At 66.5% G+C, this 19944-nt stretch carries 9 protein-coding genes; 2 read left to right on the top strand and 7 right to left on the bottom strand.

Annotated elements, in window-relative coordinates; all coding sequences use genetic code 11:
* On the top strand, nt 1–2672 hold a 2672-nt coding region (locus ACIQ6S_RS12740), incomplete at its 5' end, for an Rne/Rng family ribonuclease (protein ID WP_397608689.1).
* A 97-nt stretch (nt 2673–2769) separates the two neighbouring features.
* Here ACIQ6S_RS12740 and ACIQ6S_RS12735 read toward each other — a convergent pair.
* The gene (locus tag ACIQ6S_RS12735; RefSeq protein ID WP_397572384.1) at nt 2770–3414 is read right to left on the bottom strand and encodes a response regulator; all 645 of its coding nucleotides are present in this window, start codon (nt 3412–3414) and stop codon (nt 2770–2772) included.
* 189 nt (nt 3415–3603) lie between these two features.
* Here ACIQ6S_RS12735 and ACIQ6S_RS12730 point away from each other — a divergent pair, with 189 nt between their 5' ends.
* Nucleotides 3604–5334 (top strand): protein kinase, encoded by a 1731-nt coding sequence (locus ACIQ6S_RS12730; protein WP_397608688.1) that lies wholly within the window; start codon nt 3604–3606, stop codon nt 5332–5334.
* A 217-nt stretch (nt 5335–5551) separates the two neighbouring features.
* On the opposite strand, the gene ACIQ6S_RS12725 is transcribed toward ACIQ6S_RS12730, so the two are convergent.
* The 6 genes from ACIQ6S_RS12725 to ACIQ6S_RS12700 form a co-directional block, all read right to left on the bottom strand.
* On the bottom strand, nt 5552–6310 hold the full coding sequence (locus ACIQ6S_RS12725) for a class I SAM-dependent methyltransferase (protein ID WP_397608687.1): 759 nt from the start codon (nt 6308–6310) through the stop codon (nt 5552–5554).
* A gap of 147 nt (nt 6311–6457) precedes the next feature.
* Nucleotides 6458–6724 (bottom strand): hypothetical protein, encoded by a 267-nt coding sequence (locus ACIQ6S_RS12720; protein WP_397608686.1) that lies wholly within the window; start codon nt 6722–6724, stop codon nt 6458–6460.
* An 83-nt stretch (nt 6725–6807) separates the two neighbouring features.
* Nucleotides 6808–7266, bottom strand: coding sequence for a hypothetical protein (locus tag ACIQ6S_RS12715; protein WP_397608685.1), 459 nt, complete (start codon nt 7264–7266; stop codon nt 6808–6810).
* Between the two features lie 8 nt (nt 7267–7274).
* Nucleotides 7275–11369, bottom strand: a complete 4095-nt coding sequence (locus ACIQ6S_RS12710) for an RHS repeat-associated core domain-containing protein (protein WP_397608684.1) — start codon at nt 11367–11369, stop codon at nt 7275–7277.
* Entirely contained in the window at nt 11366–15496 is a 4131-nt protein-coding gene (locus ACIQ6S_RS12705; RefSeq protein ID WP_397608683.1) for an Ig-like domain-containing protein, read from the bottom strand. The genes ACIQ6S_RS12710 and ACIQ6S_RS12705 overlap by 4 nt, the downstream gene beginning before the upstream one ends.
* 3 nt (nt 15497–15499) lie before the next feature.
* Nucleotides 15500–19933 (bottom strand): hypothetical protein, encoded by a 4434-nt coding sequence (locus tag ACIQ6S_RS12700; RefSeq protein ID WP_397608682.1) that lies wholly within the window; start codon nt 19931–19933, stop codon nt 15500–15502.
* Nucleotides 19934–19944 lie beyond the last annotated feature (11 nt).

The raw sequence follows: 19944 nt of genomic DNA, 5'->3' as shown, positions 1-19944 counted from the left end.
TCATCTCGCTGGCCGGCCGCTACATGGTGTTGATGCCGAACTCGCCGAATGCCGGCGGGGTCTCGCGCCGCATCGAGGGCGAAGACCGGCAGGCGCTGAAGGAAGCGCTGGACGCCATCAACATCCCCGATGACATGGGCGTCATCATCCGCACCGCCGGCGTCGGCCGCGACGCGGAAGAGCTGCAGTGGGACCTGAACTACCTCCTGCAGGTCTGGCGCGCCATCTGCGACGCCGCCCTGTCGAAGCCGGCGCCGTTCCTGATCTACCAGGAATCGCGCCTGATCGTCCGCGCGCTGCGCGACTACCTGCGCGGCGACGTCAACGAGATCCTCGTCGACACCCAGGCGATGTACGACGAAGCCCGAGAGTTCATGCAGCAGGTCATGCCGAACGCCCTGCGGAAGCTGAAGCTCTACGGCGACCCGATCCCGCTGTTCAACCGCTTCCAGATCGAATCGCAGATCGAGAACGCCTACGAGCGCAACGTGCGCCTGCCCTCGGGCGGCGCGCTGGTGATCGACCAGACGGAAGCCCTCACCTCGGTCGACGTGAACTCGGCCCGCGCCACCAAGGGCGGCGACATCGAGGAAACCGCGCTGCAGACGAACCTGGAAGCGGCCGAGGAAGTGGCCCGCCAGCTCCGCCTGCGCGACCTCGGCGGCCTCGTGGTCATCGACTTCATCGACATGAGCTCGACCAAGGCCCAGCGCCAGGTCGAGGACCGCTTGCAGAACGCCCTGAAGCACGATCGCGCCCGCGTGCAGATCGGCCGCATCTCGCGCTTCGGCCTGCTGGAAATGAGCCGCCAGCGCCTGCGCCCCTCCTTGGGTGAAAGCAGCCAGATGGTCTGCCCGCGCTGCGACGGCCACGGCCGCGTGCGCAGCGTCGAGTCGCTGTCGCTGTCGATCCTGCGCGTGGTGGAAGAGCATGCGATGAAGGAGAACACCGGCCAGGTGCTGGTGCAGGCCCCGTCGCAGATCGCCAACTACCTGCTCAACGAGAAGCGCCGCGCGATCACCGAGATCGAGCAGCGCCATGATTCGCCGATCATCATCGTCGCCGACCCGGCGCTCGATATCCCGCACTACACCGTCACGCGTCTGCGCGAGAACGAGTTGGGCGAGGAATCGTCGAAGCCGAGCTACCACCGCACCTCGCCGCGCAAGCTCGAGTTGCATGCGCTGACGAAGAACCAGCTGAACATCCCGCCGGCCCCGGCCGTGACGAAGGTGCAGCCGGTGCAGCCGATGCCGAACCGCCCGGTGCAGGCCTTCGAGGGCGACGTCGCTCCGGCGCCCGTCGCGCCGGTCGCCGCCGCGCCCGTGGCCGCGCCGCAGAAGCGCGGTTTCTGGAGCCGCCTGATGTCGGTGTTCACCGGCGACGACGGCGCTCCCGCCGCCGCCCCGGCCGCCGCCCCCGGCAAGCCGCAGGGCGAGCGCCCGCGCCGCGAGGATCGCGGCCCGCGCAACGACCGCGGTGGCCAGCGCGGCGATCGCAACGAGCGCGGCAACCGCGGCGACCGCACGAACGAGCGCAGCGAGCGTGGCGAGCGCCAGGGCACCACCACCGGCGAGCAGCCCGCGCCGCGCGCCGAGCGCGCCGAACGCCCCGGCCGCGGCGACCGCCGCGACCGCAACGGCAACAAGCCGGAGCGGAGCCCCGAAGAGCAGAAGCGCATCGACGAGCAGCGCAAGCTCGAGGAGCAGCGTCGCCTCGAGAAGCAGCAGCGTCGGGAAGAACAGCAGAAGCGCGAAGCCGAGAAGGCCGAGCAGCGCAAGCAGGACCCGGGCCGTCGTCCGCAGGAGCCGCGTACGAACGGTACGGCCGCAGCCGCAGGTGCCGTCGCAGGCGTGGCCGTGATCGCCGAGTCCGCGGTCTCCGAGCCGACGCGCCCCTTCGCGAACGTCGCGCCGGCCGAAGGCCTCGCGCCGACGCCCGAGACGGCCGAAGCCATCGTCGACACGACGGCCATCGAAGGCGTCGAGACCAACGGTTCGGACAGCGCCTCGTCGGCCGAAGCCGGCGCGGGCGGCAAGCGTCGCCGCGGCCGTCGCGGTGGACGTCGCCGCCGTCGCGGCGCCGGCACGGACGGTGCCGATGGCACCGCCGCGGGCGATGCGCTGGATGGCGAGGATTTCGGCGACGACGCCGAGGGTGACGAGGACGGCGAGTCGCCGAAGCCCGCGGGCGATCGCGCCTTCGCAGCGCCGGCCGCCGTGCTGCTGACCAGCGCCGAAACCGACTTCGACGACCTGCCGGCCCCGGCAAAACCGGCCGCCGCACCGCGGGCGGAACCCGTGGCGGCAACTGCGCCCGTGACCGCCGTGGTCGAAGCCACATCGGTGGCCGTGGAAGCGGCTCCGGCTGTCGAAGCCGCATCGGTGACCGTGGAAGCGGCTCCGGCCGTCGAAGCCGAACCGGTGGCCGTGGAAGCGGCTCCGGTCGCCCCGATCGCCGCCGTCGTCGTGGAAGCCGCCCCGGTCGTCGACGTCGCCGCGGCCGCGGTCGACACTGCCCCGGTGGTGGAGGCGGCTCCGGTGGTCTCGCCGCTGCAGCGCGACCTGCTCGCCGAACTCTCCGTGACGAGCCCAGCGTCGGAGGTCCCGACGGCGGCTGCTCCGGACGCCGGCGACGCATCGGTTCGCGACGACGGCCCGCGCCCCGCCTGATCAAGGGCGGCCCAGGCCGCGCGAGACGCTGCATGAAAAACGGCCCGGTCTTCCGGGCCGTTTTTCTTTCTCACGCCAGTGGCCGGGGCAGGAGGCCTCAGTTCGGCGAGAGCGTCGCGTCGTGCACGCCGTACTGCGTGGCAAGGCGGGCCAGCGAGACCGTGTCCTTGATCGCCAGCTTGTCGAGAAGTCGGTACTTGTGGGTCGCGACGGTCTTCCCGCTGAGGTGCAGGCGGCGCCCGATCTCCTCGAGCTTCAGACCCTGGCACAGCAGCTTCGCCACTTCCATCTCACGCGGCGACAGGTTCTCGAACGGCGACTCCGCCTGGGCTCCACCCAGCGCGATGTGCTGTGCCACGTCGCTGGCGAGGTAGCGCTTGCCGCGGGCGGCTTCGCGGATCGCTCGCAACAGTTCGTTGGCGTCGCAGCCCTTGCCCACGTAACCGTGCGCACCGGCGGCCATCAGGCGGCGAGGCATCGGGCCATCCTGCTGCACCGAACAGATCACGACGCGCGTCGGCGTATCGCCCTTGGCGAGGCGTTCGGTGATCTCGAGGCCGCTGACGCCCGGCAGGTGGAGATCGCACAGCACCACGTCGGGCACCAGCTGGCGGATGAGCGGCAGGCCGGTCTCACCGTCTTCAGCCTCGCCGACCACCTGCATGTCGGTTTCCCGCTCAAGAATGAGCCGGTAGCCGGTTCGCACCAGCGCGTGGTCGTCCAACAGGAACACCTTGATCATTTCCTCTCCTTGCTCCCCGGGGGGTGGGTTGGGGATGGGGGAAGCTTAAGCCTGTGTGAAGCGGCCCGCGATGGCGCATTTCGTGAATCCATGTAGGAGATCGTCGCGGCGCCGACCGCACGCCGAAGAGCGCCCTTCCCTCTCACCGGGCCTGCGGTGATGATGGCCGGGACGTTCAGGGGATCGTCCATGCGATTGAAAGAAGGCCAGGGGTTTGCCGGGTATACGGTCGTGCGGAAGCTTGGCCGCGGCGGGATGGCGTCGGTCTACCTCGCGGCCGAATCGGGTTTCGCGCGGCAGGTCGCACTGAAGATCCTTCCCGAGGATCTCGCCGATGAACCAAGTTTCGTCGCGCGCTTCCAGCAGGAGGCGCAGACCATCGCCTCGCTCGAGCATCCGTCCATCGTGCCGCTGTACCGCTTCGGCATCGAGGATGGCGTGCCGTGGATGGCGTTGCGCTACGTCGCGGGCGGCGATCTCTCACGGCGGCTGGCGGAGCGTCCTCTGGGCGCGGCGGAAGGCTTCTCGATGCTCGGCGACGTGGCCAGGGCTCTGGACCATGCCCACCGTCGCGGCGTGATCCATCGCGACCTGAAGCCGCAGAACATCCTGCTCGACGAGGACGGCCACGCCTACCTCGCGGACTTCGGCGTCGCGAAACTGCTGGCGGCGACGGCACTGGTGAAGACCGGCACCGGCAGCACGGTGGGCACGCCGGCTTACATGTCGCCGGAGCAGGCGCTGGGCCATGAACTCACGCACGCCTCCGATCTCTACGCCCTCGGCGTGATCTGCTTCCAGTGGTGGACGGGCCTCCTGCCCTTCGACGCCGATACCCCGCATGCCGTGCTCTTGAAGCACGCCCTCGAACCCCTGCCGGAAAAGCCGCTCGAATCGATGACGCCAGCGATGCGTGCGGTGTTGATGCGGGCGATGGCGAAAGACCCGCAAGCCCGCTACCCGAGCGCGACGGCGTTGATCGATGCGCTGCGCGACGCCCAGGCGGCGTCCGCCGCCGCCACGCCGCCGCCCCTGCAAGGCGTCGCGACACCTCCCGCCTTGCACGATGCGGCGACGACGCCCGCCTCGTCGCTGCAGGGCACGGCGCTCACGCCGCCGCCTCCCCTGCCCCCACAGCCGGCGATGACGATCACGCCACCGCCGCCGCTGCGCTCGGCGAAGACGGCCTCGCGCACGCCGACGCTCGTCTGGTGGATGCTGGGTGGCGCCGCCGTAGTGGCCGGGCTACTCGCCATCGCGCTGATCGGGATGTGGGTGGCGGAATCCACTGGCGAGGACGGCACGCCCGCGCAACCCGTGGCCGCGATCCCGGCGGCCGAGGTGCCGGGCGAGTACGAGGGCTTCATCGAAGGAAAGCCGCTACAGGTGTCGCTGCACGCGGACGGCAGCGGCATCGCCCGCGCTGAAGGCGAGGAGGACACCGTCCTCTCCTGGCGCGAAGGCAAAGGCGGCGAGATCGTCCTCGACGGCGAAGACAGCGATCCGGCGGTCCGCCTAGCCCGCGACGCGCTGCTCTCCGGGCGCTACGTCGCGCCGATCGGCATCGAGAACGGCCCCGTGGTGATCCGCCGCGCCGGGCTGGGCGGCGAGAACTGGCCGCAACTCACGTCCCTGCCCACGGGCTGGGCCGGCAACAAGGTGACGATCACCTGCGAGGCCGGCAGCGGCGAAGGCGGCTGGCTGCGGTTCCGCGATGACGGCCGGGCCAAGGTGCGCATCGGCGAGACCGCGCACGACGTCGCGTGGGTGGCGTCGCCCGATGCCGAGGGGCAGATCGAAGTCCGCTTGAGCGGAGAATCGTTCGGCGCGACGTTGACGCCGCAAGGCTGGGCCGCGTCCGAGGAATTCGCCGCGGGCGCCTGCCTGCAGGGCACGCTGGCGGTGGATGCCCCGGGCTGATCGATAGTGGCGGAGAGAGTGCCCGCCTTCGCGAGAGACAACCAGGTCCAACGATCAACAACGAACCCGGCGGAAAGCCAGCAAAGACGCGGATTTCGAGGCTTCAAGCCCGCAACGAGCCGCAATCAGAAGCAACGACAGCGAAGGCGTCATGGCATACCGGATGGCATACCAGGCAGCCCAAAGAACCCCACGCACCCCGGAGTGTTCACCGCCCCTAGAGCATGGGGCGAAGCGGCCCGGCGATGTCGATCACCACCACCCAAGCCCAGTGGCGGATCGGCGGAAGCAGGCGCATCAAGGCCCGGTCCACGCGATGCAGCACGGCCAGCAGGGGCTTGAACAGGACGGTGTTGCGGAAGGGCACGGCCGCCAAAGTGGCGATGTGGAAGTAGTGGACGTCCACGCTCTTGAAGTAACGGCGCAGGAGCGTCAGGTCGCGCTTCACCAGCGGGTGCTCGTCCTCCGTGCGCATCGCAGGGGTCAGCTTCCGATAGAGATTCAGCGCCGGGTTGTGGCCCATGGGCTCCACGAAAACCGCCCGCCCGTCCGTCCTCAGCACGCGAGCGACCTCGGCGTAGGCCTGGTCGAGATGCAGGTGATGAAGGATGCCTTCGCCGTAGACGACGTCGAAGCTGTCGTTGGCGAAGTCCATCTTCTCGGCATTCATGGCAAAAAACTGCGCCGGCAGGACGGCCTTCTGCGCCTCCGCATTGGCGATGCGAACCGCTTCATCGGAGATGTCGATGCCCGTCACCCGAGCACCCTGCTTCGCCCAACGAAGCGACTTCTCGCCCTTGGCGCAACCGTACTCGAGCACATCGCGACTCGGCAGGTAGCGGCCCAGCAAGGCGTTATAGAGCGCCGTATTCAGCGTGTAGACGCTGTAGTACTTGCCGAGGTCGTGCCGAACGTCTTCGTCGTGATCACGAAAACGCTGGTCGTGGAAATCCCGTTCTTTAGCGATGCGGTCCATGCGGATCGTCCGTGAAGTGAAGCTTTCGTCAATGCGTTCGGAGTTTAGCGTAACGACAAGAAACGGCGACGTTGTCGCAAGTTATGAGGCCATCGAAACGACAGCGTCCAGCCCGAACTTCAGATCCGACGAAACCGGGTTCGTGTGTCACGAATACGCCGATTCGTTCAAATCGTCCGACTGCCACGTCCGCTCCACCGCGATCACGCCGCGCGGCGTCGAAACCCGCAGATCGGTTTTCGACAAACGCCATTCGCCGTTGGGTAGGCGAACGGAACCATGAGCCAGCGAAGGCACTAGAAAAACCAACAGCAGAGCCGCAAGACGCAGCCGCGAAATGTGTCCAGGCATCACACCACCTGCGTCCGTGCCGGAATCAACGGCCGATTGATTGAAAGAAAAGAAACGAATCACGGGCTGCCCTCCGGGCCGGGACGCGGCCAGTCCGCTAGGCAGAGGATCCGACCTCCTTAAGAGAACGAACTTTCGACTCCCAACTAAGGCACTTCACGGAGAACCGCGAGAGCACGACCGGCCAAGATGACAAACCGATCGTCGCCTGAGTATTGCTTCTGCAAGAACCGAAAGACTTCGACCAAAACCTTCCGCTGCTCCAGACTCAGCCCCCGAACTGAGAAAACATCGTCATTCTTCACGATCTTGAGCAGGAGTGACTCAGCAAGCGCAATGAACACCCCGTCACTGTCATCAACAAAAATCAGAAGAAGCTTAGGCAAAAAAGCAAAAAGTCCTTCCCTTGAAAGAAAAGCAGGAAGAGCGGAAAGATCATAAAGCTCGTCATAGGCGAGAAGGTGTTTCGAATCTACTCGATCTAAACCAAGATCAAAAAAGAGGGCTTTGATCCTCTGCGCCTCGATGGAAGCACCACGAATCAAACTTCTAGACTCGACTCTTCTACCAGACGCCGAGAACACCTCGACGATCTGCTTCTTCAAGCTATCTTTCACCACACACCCGACGAAAGTCCGCAACACTTTGACCGCAAGTTTATGCAGTTATTCAATGCGTTAACTGCAATTTCTTCTGCCTCCTGATGCCCCGGATCCCCGCCACGAAAACACCTGCTGTTTATATTCCTTCGCGCCTCGGCGCATGCTGAGTTTGCCGAAATCTTTCGCTGATTCTCCTCGCAGCTATCAGAACTGTAGCAGCGCCGCTGACCAGAGTACTGACACGCGATATCCACCTGATTCTGAAGATAACGATGCTGTTCCCGAGTACAGTCCCCCGGTGGACGAATCGAAACATCAGTAGCAGTCGAGTCCCTCGAATCATTCATCGCATCATTTAACGCGTCGGCGCCAGCCTGCGATGCTGCTTGACATGCACCACTGGCGTAACAGATCAATGCAGCAGCACCAAGACCAACGATGACTGCCCCACAACCTATCTGGCCAACAACTGGCACAAAACACATCACCACGTTACCGCGAGGATCAACAAACACCGTTGGGGATGAGTACGAGTAGAGCGACAGATTCACACCCCCCCCCAACCCAATCGGATCGGTCTGGACGTATCGACCTGTTTGCGGCTCGTAGTCGCGATGGTAGTTGTAGTGCGTCCCGACCTCCGGGTCGTAGTACTGGCCCGGGAAGCGCAGCGGGTTGACGATCGCAATTGTTGCGTCTGCGCCTTGGACGCCGCCGCGGCTGCCGGTGAACACGTCGGCAAACCCGAAGCTCTCGCTGATCGCCTTCCAAGTCAACCGGCCTTGGGCATCCGTCAATCGCTGCGGCGTGCCCAAGTGATCGTTGTGGTAGCTGTGGATCGCCCAGAGGCTGGCGTTGGCTTGCGTGCTGACGTTGGCCAGAAACACCGGATCGGTGCCCCACAGGCCATTCGGCTGCCAGCCGTAGGTCCTGGTCGTATTGCCCTGCGCATCGATCTCGGCGATCAGGCCCTCATCGCTGTAGACGAACCAAGTCAGGGCACCATTGGCGTTCTTCACGATCCGCCGGTTGAACGGGTCGTGGCCGTACAGCGCGATCGTCTGTCCGTTGCGCTCCAGCCCGATCAGGCGCTCGGCCGCGCTGTAGCGGTAGACCAGATTGCCTGCCGGGCCCTGCTGCTCGGTGCGAAGGCCATTGGCATTGGTCTGGTAGCTCCAGCGGCTTGATCCGGCGCCTCGCTCCAGCAGGCTGTGGTTGGCGTCGTACCGCCAAGTACCCGGCTGATGCAGGCTCGCCGTGCGGTTGTGCACCGGATCGTACTGGTACTGCTCGACCGGCAGCCCCGCACTCTGCAAGGCAGCACTCGGCTGCACATTCGTCAGCCGCCCCAGCGCGTCGTAGCCGTAGCTCGTCGTTCCGTCTTCGCTGGTCTTCTCGGTGATGTCGCCGGTCGGGCCATAGGTGTAGCCGTAGTCCATCCGCAGCGTGTCGCCCTGCCCCGTCGCGCTGCTCTTCAGCCTCGTGGGGCGCAGCAGGCCGTCGAAGCGCTGCTCGCGCGTAGTGCCCGGCATCGTGATCGCCTGCGGCCGGCTCCAGCGGTAGTCGGCGTAGGTGTACGTGCCGGCCGGCGTCGTGATGCGGCTCAGGCGGTTCGCCGGGTCGAACGCGTAGCTGACCGTCGTGCCGTCCGGGTACACCAGCGCCTCGCGCTGGCCGTTCTTCCGCCAGCGGTGGCCCACCGTCAGGGTGATGGCGTTTTGGCCATTACCGTAGGTGATGGCTTCGCTCGCCCTCCGCCCCGCCTCGTCCAGCGTGTAGATCGCGGCGCTGTTGGTACGCCCTTCCTGTGTGTAGCCCGTCAGCTCGCCACTCGGATCGAAACGGTACGTGATGCTCTGCTCGTCTTCGGTCGCACCCGCGCGGCGCTGGGTTTCCGTGGTGCGTCGGCCGGCATTGTCGTAGCCATAGCTGCGTCGCTCACCGCCCGGCGCCGTTCGCGTGATCAGCTCGCCCGCCGCGTTGTAGGCGTAGGTGATCGTCTCGCCACCCGGCCGGGCTTCGGTGAGCACGCGATCCGCCAGGTCGTAGCCGAAGCGATGTGTGCCGCCGTTGGCGTCCGTCACGCTCAGCAGATTGTCGCGGGCGTCGTAGCCGTAGGCTGTGATGCCGCCCAGGGCGTCCGTCGTGCTGGTCAGGCGTCCCAATGCGTCGTAGGCGTTCAAGGTGCTGCGGCCTGCCGCATCGGTCTGGCTGATCACCCGGCCCACGGCATCGAAGCCCGTGACCTCGGTTTCGGTGCGGCCCTCGTACTCGCGGGTGGTCTGGATGCGCCGGTCGCGGGCATCAAAGCGGTAGCGCTCGGTGAAGGTCGGGTACTGCACGGCAACGAGCAGGCCTTCGGTGGCCGTGGCGCTGTCGCCGTAGACATAACGGGTCACGTTGCCCGCCGCGTCGGTCTGGCTCTCCAGTCGGCCATCGGCGTCATAGGCCAGCGTGCTGGCGGCACCCTCGGCGTCGGTCTGCGTCGCCACCTGGCCGTCGGGCGTGTAGGTCATCGCCTGCACGCCGCCGTCCGGGCCGGTGATGGCCGTCACCCAGCCGTTGCCGTTGTAGCGCGTGGTCGTGGTGCGACCGGCGGCATCGGTGACCCCGGTGCGGCGGCCTAGGGCGTCGTAGCCGTAGCGCGTCGTCTGGCCCAGCGCGTCGGTGATGGATTCCAGACGGCCAAGCTCGTCGTGCGTGTAGTTGGTGGTGCGGTTCAGCGGGTCGGTGCGGCGCTGCAGGAAGCCGTTCGCGTCGTACGTGAAGCGAGTGATTCCGCCCTCCGGGTCGGTCTGCGTTTCAACTTGCCCGCGTGATGTATAGGTCCACGTGGTCGTGGCGCCGCCCTGGGTCTTGCTCGTCAGCCGCCCTTGGGCGTCGTAGGTGTAGGTCGTGGTGCGCGCCACCGGCGTGCCCACCGCATCGACGCGCTCCAGCAGCCGGCCGGCCGCGTCGTAGCGCATCGTGGTGATCGTTCCGGACTCGTCCGTCACCTGCACCGGGCGGTTCAACACCGGGTGGTAGGCCGTCGTCACCGTCGTGCCGTCCGGGTGCGTTACTTCCAGCGGGTTGCGGTTGCTGTCGAACACCGTCCGCGTGCGCTGGCCGCGCTCATCGAAGGCGATCTCGACGTTCGTGCCGTCGCGCACCAGCCGGTACACGGTGCGGCTGCCCACGGTCTCGCGCAGCAGGGTGCCGCCGATGCTGTACACCCGCTCGCGCTCCACGCCGGCCGCGCTGCGGTGCACGTTCACGAACTGCCGCTTCACCCGGTCGTAGTCGTAAGTCCAGCGCTGCACGCCGCCTTCCGGGTCGGTGAGCGTCGCCACGCGCGGGCCAACATAGGTCAACGTCGTCGTGGCCTCCGTCGGGTCCGTCATCGACGTCATCAGGCCGCTGCGGTAACCGTACTTCCACACCGCCCCGCTGGCGTCGGTCACTTCGATCAGCTGGGTGCCGCTCCAGCGATAGGCCACCGAGCGGCCATCGGCCGCGGTGATCGCCGTAACCTGACCGCCCGTGTACGTGTAGGTCAGCGCCACCGCGTTGTCGGCGCCGCGCACGGCCGTGATCCGCCCTTCCGAGCGGTCAAAGCGGGCGATCACGCCGCCCAGGTCGCCGTAGGCGGTGATCTGCCCTTCCGCCGTGTAGTCGATCCAGTTCCCCTGCGGATCGGCCCAGCGCCAGCCCGTCGCCGTCTTGCGGATCAGGAAGCGCCGCTCGAACACATACGCATCGCCGCTGCGCTCATACCGCGAGCCCGAGCGCTCGATCCGCTTCACGCTGCCATCAATGTCGTCCAGCTCGAACGTCAGGTCCGACCACGCCGGGTTCGGGTGCCAGCTGTAGGCCGACTTGTTCAGGTCGTCCGACTGCCACGTCCGCTCCACCGCGATCACGCCGCGCGGCGTCGAAACCCGCAGATCGGTGTTCGAGAGGCGCCATTCGCCGTTCGGCAAACGCACCGAGGACAGCACCAGCGAGGGGACGAGCAAAGCCAACAGCAGAGCCGCAAGACGCAGCCGCGAAAACCATCCAAACATCACACCACCTGCGTCCGTGCCGGAATCAACGGCCTTGGGAATGAAAGAAGAAAGAATCACGGGCCGCCCTCCGGGCCGGGCGAGGGGCCGCTGGCATCGCCACCGCCTTCACCACCCTTCGATGCACCGAGTCTGCAGGGGCAGGCATCACACTCCGGCGGGCACTTCGGGCCGATGGGTTCCGACGTGCCGCCGGCCCAAGGGCCGCCGCCGGCGCCGTTGCCACCACCGGCACCGCCGCCGCCCGCACCGCCACCGCAGCCCTGGCCATAGGCCTTGCTGAAAAAGCCAGGCGCGCTCGCACCCCGAGTGTCGCCATTGGCGCACTGGAAGCTGGCCTGCGCCCCGTAGCTTGCGCGGTAGCTCTGACAGCCTCCCGTCGATGCCGACTGCAGCAGATCTGCGGTCTTGGTGAGACCAACCATCTTGGCGAGGTTGATGACATCCTTCGATGCGTTGAAGGAGCCACCGCCCTGAATCAAGCCGGGAAGCGGGGCGACGGCCGTCACCTTGTAGCGCAAGGTGACGCGCTGCCTAGCTTCAAGCGTCGTCGGCACCTCGCCCTCGAACTCGTAGCGGAAGTAGCCGTCGTTCTTCGGCGGCTCGAATAGCACGCCGTCGGCGCGGATCAGACCGTAGTTGCTGATGGTGATCTCGCCGGAGATCTCCTCGCCCACCTGCATGTCCGGCAGGTTGAGCACGGTCGGCTCGATCAACAGCACCGGCATCGGGATGCGGGTCTGGTAAACCGCGTTCAGTACCACGTCGTAGCGGTCGGTGATGGTGGTCTCGGTCACCGACCAGTCGAAGCTGACGGCGGCGTAGTCAAGGAACACATCCTTGTCGACCGTGACGCCCGGCTGGATGCGGAAGCGACCCTGCGCATCCTCGTGGTTGGCCGCATTGGCCCGCAGCACGTAGTTGCCGACCGGGAGGTCGTCGATGCGCGCACGGCCGTTCGCATCCGTCGTCACCGTGCGCTCGATCGAGGGCACGGCTTCGTTCTGCACGCGGATGCGGGCATTGGCGAGGCCCAGAATGCGCTGGCCGTTCTCGTCGAGCGTGTTGGTGTAGATGTCCTCGACGTGGAAGGCGACGTTGCCCTGGCCGGACTGCGTCACGTTGACGACGAACGGCACCACGAGGCTGCCGCCGCTGGCCGCCGCGATGGCCAATCGACCGCGATAGACCCCATCCGCCACGCTGGCCGGCGGCGCCGCGTTGAGCGGGATCTCCAGCGAGCCCCCCACGGGGAAGCTGGCCACCTGCGCAGCAGCACCCAGACTCAACCACGCGGGTGCCGGGCCCGTACCGGCCTCATTGAGCAGACGCAGTTCGAGTCCCGTGGCCGGGGCGAAGCCTTGGTTGGTCAGGGTCACAACGGCCTGCGCCTGGGTGCCGCGCACCACGCCGATGGTGGCCCCGTTCGGGGTGACGGACAGCGCGGACTGCGGGTTCTGCACCACGAGGTCGACGCGCACGGTGCCAAGGTTGGCGGAGCCGCTGGTCGAAGAGCGCAGTGCGAGGATCAGGCTGGCCGACTCCGGCGTGGACGCCGAGGCGGTGAGACGCACGGGCACGCTGAACTGCTGGCCCGCGGCAATGCCGACCGGATCACCGGCTTCCACCGTCAGGCCGGCCGGCAGCGAACCCGAGGGCTGCAGTGCCGGGTCGGCGACGAAGCGCACGCCGTTGAAGGGGCTCGAAGCGACCGAACGGACGGTGACGTTGAGCGTCGTGGGCACGGTGCGCGGCAAGCGGATTTCCGTGCGGGTCGGCGTCATCGACAGGCGATCCAGGCGGAAGCTCTTGCTGTCCGCCGGAAGCGCCGGCTGCTGCGGGTGGCGGGCGCGCACCACGTAGCTTCCCGAATCACTGGCCTGCGGCGTGAACAGGAAGGCGTAGGCGCCCTCCCCGTCCGTCGTGACGTTGATCTTCCGCTCGAAACCGCCGCTCTGCAGCACGAGCTGCACCTGCGAGTTCGGCACCAAGGCGTTGTCGGAAGCGCCCAGCGCGCGGCCGACGATGCGCACCGGAACGTCGCCGTAGGAGGTCTCCGGCGTAATCGAATCCACAGTACCGACGTACGGCGTGACCACCGGCTCAGGCTCCGGCGGAGCCTTCGCGACGATGACCGTGCGCGTGGCCTCGGCCGTGCGCCCGCTCAAGGTCGTCACCACCGCGCGCAGCGTGCGCTGGCCGTCCGGCAGCGCCGCGACCGACCAAGGCGCGCTGTAGGGCGGCTGGTTGATGCGCGCGATGCTCTGGCTGCCATCGAACAGTTCGACATGCTGGATACCTTCGGCCGCGACTGCGGAGACGGCCAGCTCAACGGGACCGTCCAGCTGGGCGTTCTGTACCGGCGAGCTGAAGACGATCGTCGGCGGTGCCTGCTGGTAGGTGAAGTTCAACGCCGCGCTGCGCGGGCCCGTACCCCGCGCATTCGAGGCCTCGGCAGCCAGCGTGTAGTTGCCTTCTGCCGGCAGGGTGATCGAGCGACTGAACAGGCCGGAGCCGCTCGCGATCGTCGCCCCATCAAGTGCGCTGCCATTGAGATAGATCGTGACTTGGCTGCCCGGCGAGGCGCTGCCGGAAGCGATCAGGGCGGCATTCGTCAGCCGCTGCTGCGAGCCCGGCGACGAGAACGTCGGGGCCGCGGGCACCGGAACGGCGATCGTCACGTTGCGGGAGAGACTAGTGGCGTTGTCGGCTCGATCCTGTGCGGCGACGGTCAGGCTGTAGTTGCCATCCGCGAACGCGTCAGCCGCCAGAGTGAAGCGGTGGATGTTGCCCGACACACCCGCGCTGGCGAGAGCGGTGTCGCCCAGTCGCGCGGTGACCGACGCCAGACCGCCCGCATCGACCGCCGAAATGCTGACTTGGCCGCTGGAAGCGATCACGAGGCCATCGGTCAGGGTCGCACCCACGAATCGCAGGTCACTCAGGGTCGGGCCGGACTGATCGCGTTGCACGCGAACCAGACGCTGCACGCGCGTGCGCTGTCCGAAGCGGTTGACCGCCGTCGCAGCCACGACGTGATCACCGTCCGCCAGGGCATCGATCAGCAGCGTGGCCTCGTACGGCACCGCCGTATCCGTCGAGAGCGGCATGCCATCGACCTCGAACTCGACGCCCGTCAACTGCACGGGATCCGACGCGGTCACGCGCACGAGCGTGTTGGCGCCGATGACCGCCCCCTCGGCGGGGGCAGTAAAGCTGGCCGTTGGCGGCACCGGGTCGAGGCGCAGGACCTGCGGAAGGGTCACTATGGTCTGCGCCGAACCGGCCCCGCGGAACTCGACACGCACGGTGTAGTCGCCAGGCACCGGCGGCAGGGTCAGCGTGGTCTGGGAACCCAGGGCAGCAAAGGGCTCATCCGCGAACGCTGCCGCGGTCGTGACGCGGAATCGATCGGCATTGCGGCAGCTGAGGCGCAAGGTGATGTTCTGTGTGCTGACGACGTAGCGGCCATCAGCGGTGGACACGCGGCAATCGACCAAAGGCACGTCGGCACGGGCTTGGCCGTAGTCGACGCCGGGGCTCACCGCATCGCCGGTACCCGCCGGATTGCCGACCGCGTCACGCGGGCCGGACGCACTGCCCCACCAGTTGCCGCGGGCGTCCACGACGCGAGCGGGGGTGCGGTTGGCGGCACCGAAGGCCGAGTTGCCCTGGATCTGGGAACCATCGATGCGGATTTCCGCCTCGCGATCCGCCTCGAGGCCGACACCGTTCAAGAGGAGGGCCAAGCCCTGCAGTCGGAGTGCGGTCGTACCGGAGGCTCGAACACCGACTTCGTTGTTGATCAGGCTTAGACCGCCGATCGCGTAGTCGCGACCGGACACCTGCAAGGCCGATTGGCCCTGCCCGCCGGCGTAGCGGATCTCGAGCCCGTCGATGTCCACGTCCGATTGCAAGGTGGCCGGTCGCACATGCACACCCCGCCAATCACCGCGCTCAGGCGTCGCCGACGAGGTTGCTCCGCCCACCGTGCTGTCGTGGACACTGGTGAAGACCACATCCGGGGCCGTGCGAAGGCCGGCACGAACGTCCATGCCCGCCCCTTCACCGAACTTGACCACGACGCCTTCGTCGACGATCAGCTCGGCGGCGTCCACAGAAGGCGCGATGGTCGCCAGCGAGAACGCCAGCGCGAGGGAAAGAAGACCCAGTCGATTCCGTTCCATGACTTACTCCACCACCACGTCTTGTGAGTCGGTGAGCACGCCGGGGCCGCTGACCGTAATCGTGGCTCGGATGGGAACCCGGGGCGAAGGCAACTGGAGCTGGATGGGATCGCTCCAGTAGTAGCCAAAGGTCGCAGGGAGGGTGATCTTCCCAGGAGTCACCGGCGTCACCACATCGACGAACCCGGGAGCGTCCGAAACGACATCGAGTGTGAATTCGACAGCGCGATCCTGCTCCTCAATGCAACCTTCGTCTTCCCCGTAAGATCGATCGCCGGGGACGCAAAGGTTGACGTAGAAGTCCGACGGACTATCCGAGACGGCGATCGACTCCTGAAGGTTGATGATCTCCACCTTTGGCGCGCGAACCTCGATCTGCAACTCTGCCGGCTCCATGCCTTGGGCCGTGACTCGAAGTTGTGTTGATCCGAACTGCAAGCCGCGGACGTAAACCGGAGCGCCGACGGTGCACTCGCTTTGGCAGGTCGCAGGAACGACGATCTCTTCCTCAACGCCACAAATGGCTGGATTAACGCACTCCAACCTGACGACAACATCCTGGTCGTTGTAGAAGGTCTCACCATCCCCAACGGCAAACTGAACCCACAGCTGCTTTTGCATTCCCCGGCCGATGGGCTGGTAGTAGGACCAGGCATTCCCAAATGCAATCCGTGCAGCAGCGACGGACTGCGTATCAGATTGCACCGTTGCGAGCCCGAGAGCCCCAACACTGACCCTATAGGTGCCCACAGCCGTCGGGGTACCGACGTACATCGCGCTCGAGTTCGTTTGCCCCACCGGAATGACGACTTGGGTCAACGGCGTGGTTTGCGCTTCATCCGCGAACACGCCAGAGACCACATTCATCGGGGAAAGATCGACCAAGCCGACATCGAGGGTGAGCGGACTGACGAGAGTCTGGTAGCCGTACCACCCTCCATCACCAACGCTGACATCCACGTTGAAGTAGTCAGACCTGGACGACAACGCGCGCGAGCCATCCAAGCTGCGAATCTTGATGGTCGGGACAACAACGGATACGTCGGTCGTTGCTGTGTTCCCCAAGCCTGTCGCAGCAAGTTGGATGTTCGACGCGACGGAAACGCCGCGCAGCGGGATCTCCACGCGCGACGTATTGGCTGGAATCGTGACCGTGGCGGGCACTGTCAGCGCGTCCGTTCGCGGGTTCGACAGGTTGACGACCGTCGGGTTCACGGCGTTTACGAGCTGGCCGTCCCGTCGACGCTCGATGTACAGGTAGTACGTCGAATCCATTCCGACGCCGACCTGGGCCTCGGCAAGATTGAAGCGGATCTCGGTGGAGCTAACGCGCTGCTCGGCCGACTCCGCCGTGATCGCACCGACGGACTCAGCGCGAACCCGGTACGTGCCCACCCTCTGCCCTTCACCGACATGCGCAGAAACGCCCGATTCATTCGCGGGGATGGTCACTTCGTTGACCGGAGAGCCTCCGACGGAGCTGAAGCGATCGAAGAAGCCAGCGACCACGTCGGCGGGGCTCGCGTTAGCGAGCGACAGAGCGATGGTACGTGGCGAAATCAAGCCTGATGGGATGGCGTCGGGAAGATCCGTCGTCGCCGTGATCTGGAACCAGTCCCTCGGACCACCCAAGCTGCGACGGTCATCGAGTCCGGAAAGGACCAACGTGGGCTGGACGACTTGAAGCTGGAGCACATCGCCCGTCTCATGGCCCGGGGCCGTCGCACGAATCGTCACACTCTCCGCACCAGCAGCGACACCATCGACCTGGAAGTCCGCTGACCATTGCCCGGCGGGAATGGTTACGGAGGCGGGGATCGACGCCTTGCTGCTGTCTGAAACCTCCAGCTGAACGGTCAGAGGGGCATCGACGAAGGCCGGGGCGTCACCAATCCGGCGGGTGACGGCCAGGTAGCCCGGCCTCGTCCTCATGCCGACGGCCAACGCGCCGGACGCTCGACTGATCGCAAGCTGGGGCACGACAACCTGCTGCAGGTCCGAATCCGTCGAACCAAAGCCAGGAACAACGGCGCGAACGCGGTAGGACCCCGCAACCGACGGGACGCCAACGTAGGCGCTCCGAGAAGCCACCCCGCCAGAGTCAACCTGCACCTGGGCGACAGCGCTACCGCCTTCGAGAGAAAGGAAGATGCCCGGCACCAAGCCTTCAGGGCTCGCGTCGATGATCGACAGCTGCGCCTGCAGGGATTCGGGTAGCCACTGAGTTCCTGCATCGGGCGCGGCGACCCGCAACGCGACGTTGAAGCGGTCTCGGATCGCGCCTACCGAACGACGTTCATCAAGCTGTTCGATCAGCACCTGCGGGACAACGACCGAGACCGAAAGGTTGGTGCTGAGGGCTGGCGCTTCCGCTCGAGCTTCGACGATGGCAGGAGCCGTCGTCGTGGCGCGACCAAGCATCAACGGTCCGGGCACCGACTGGCCGATCGTCGTGACCGACACCGATTCAGACGCCTCGACACTCGTAGGATCCGACGACACGAACGTCACGACGACCGACTCGAAGAGCGGAACGAACCGTCCGTCCGACTCCAGAACGACGTTGGGACGCGCCGCCATGCCCCGACCCAAGGTGAAGGTCGGGCTGCCATTGTTGAAGCGGAGTGTTGCCTCCGGGCCCACGCGAAGGCGCTGTCTCACTTCATCCGCCTCATCACTCTCGGCAACCACCTCCGTCAGCGCTATCGCTTCGCCGCGGAAGCGAACGAGCGACGATGGCTCGCTCCGACCGGCGGGAATGGTGATCTCGGACACCGGGAAAGAGACCGAACCCGCGTCGACGGCACGGAGTCGGACGCGTACGCCACCCGCCGGCGCTGGCCGGTTCAAGCGTAGGCGTCCGGCATTGGGGAAGCTCCGTGGGGTGTAGCCGATCACGGCGCCCGTCGGGTAGTCGTAGGTGCTGGGTAGATCCCATGCCAGCTCCAGGCGCTCGACACGAGCCACCGTGGTGGCCGTGTCGTAGGCAGCCGCCGACGCGGTCACCGTGACCGAGCCCGAGGAGAGCCCCTCTGCAGTGAACGTGGCAGTGGTCTGTCCGACAGGAATCGTCACCGTGGCCGGCATGCCGAGCACTCCCGGCTGATCAGCGGCCAGCGCAACCACCAAGGCTGAGCCTTCCACCGGCTGTGCGACAGACACGCTGGACGACGTGGTTCGACCCGGGCGCACAAAGATCTCATCGGGAAGGACCAACGCCCGACCTCGAACCACCACGTTCGTTACAGCGCTTGCCCAGCCCGGTGCGGACAGCGTGAGCGTCGATCCGCCGGCCACAAGGGCCCGGACGTCCATTGGAACGGACCGGGCTCGCGGGGGCACTTGGATCAGTGCGGGCACGTCGACAACCGAAGCCGAACTGTTGTTGATCGCGATTTGAAGCCCGGAATCAGGCGCGCGCTCGCTGAGATTGAGGGTGACCCGCTGGGACTGCGCCGGGTTCAGCGTCAACGATGCGGGTGCCTGAAGCGTCGGACGCGGCAGGACCTCGATGTCGGCGCGAGCAGGCTCGAAGCCCTGGCCGCTGGCGGTCACGACGGCGTTGCCGGCAGTGATGGCGGTGATCTGGATATCCGCGCGCGTGGCGCCGGCCGCGACCACAACGCTGGCGGGGGCCGACACAACCGACGGCACGGAAGACGCAATCGTCACCGATGTGCCACCGGACGGCGCTACCTCGGGCAGATTCACTTCCAGTCGGCCCTGAACGCCTTCAATCAAACGCAGGCGTTCTGGTACGAGACCGAAACCCAGTGCCCCGACTTCAACGGTCCCCGAGCGGACGACGTAGGGAATGCCGCGCAGCCCCCAAACCACATCGCCCGTCACCACGCCGGCGGCAACCAAGATGCCGTCAATCGTGTTGCCGTTTGCCACCAAGCCCTCGCCCATCGGCGACGAGCGGGTGTCGATTGAAATGGCCGGTGCGGCGTGGTGGCGAATCGTCAGGTTGCGCAGCGTCGGCGAGGCTGACTGGAGCGCGAGACCACTGCCGTACTCAACGATGGCGTGGTCCAACGCCGACTGGGCGTCCAACGTGCCGTTTTCGAACCGGAGTGGGCCCCAGTCACCCGGCTGCGCCTGTGCCGGAACCCTGGCGCTCGTAATGACGATTCGGGACGAGGGAGTACCTACCGCGTAGAGCGCGCCGTTTCGAACAGTCACTGAAGCGTCGGCCGCGACTTCAACCCGCACGCCCGGATCAATCGTCAGCACCGCACCGTTCTCGATGACCACGTCACCGGTCACACGGACCGGAGAGTCCGTGACTTGCCAACGCTGCGGTGAAGTGATGCTACCGGACGCCTCAAGCTGGGCAACGGCGGGCATCGAGACGCCAAGGATGATCACCGGCAACGCAGAGCGCGAAGCGGTCTTGAGCGCTGCGACGGCAGCGCGGGTCATGGAAAGCAGCATCGGTGCGTCCT

It is taken from the genome of Silanimonas sp., from assembly GCF_044377035.1.
Taxonomy (GTDB): Bacteria; Pseudomonadota; Gammaproteobacteria; order Xanthomonadales; family Xanthomonadaceae; genus Silanimonas.
Note: the sequence above shows the minus strand (reverse complement) of the source record. Positions and strands in the feature narration are given on the sequence as shown.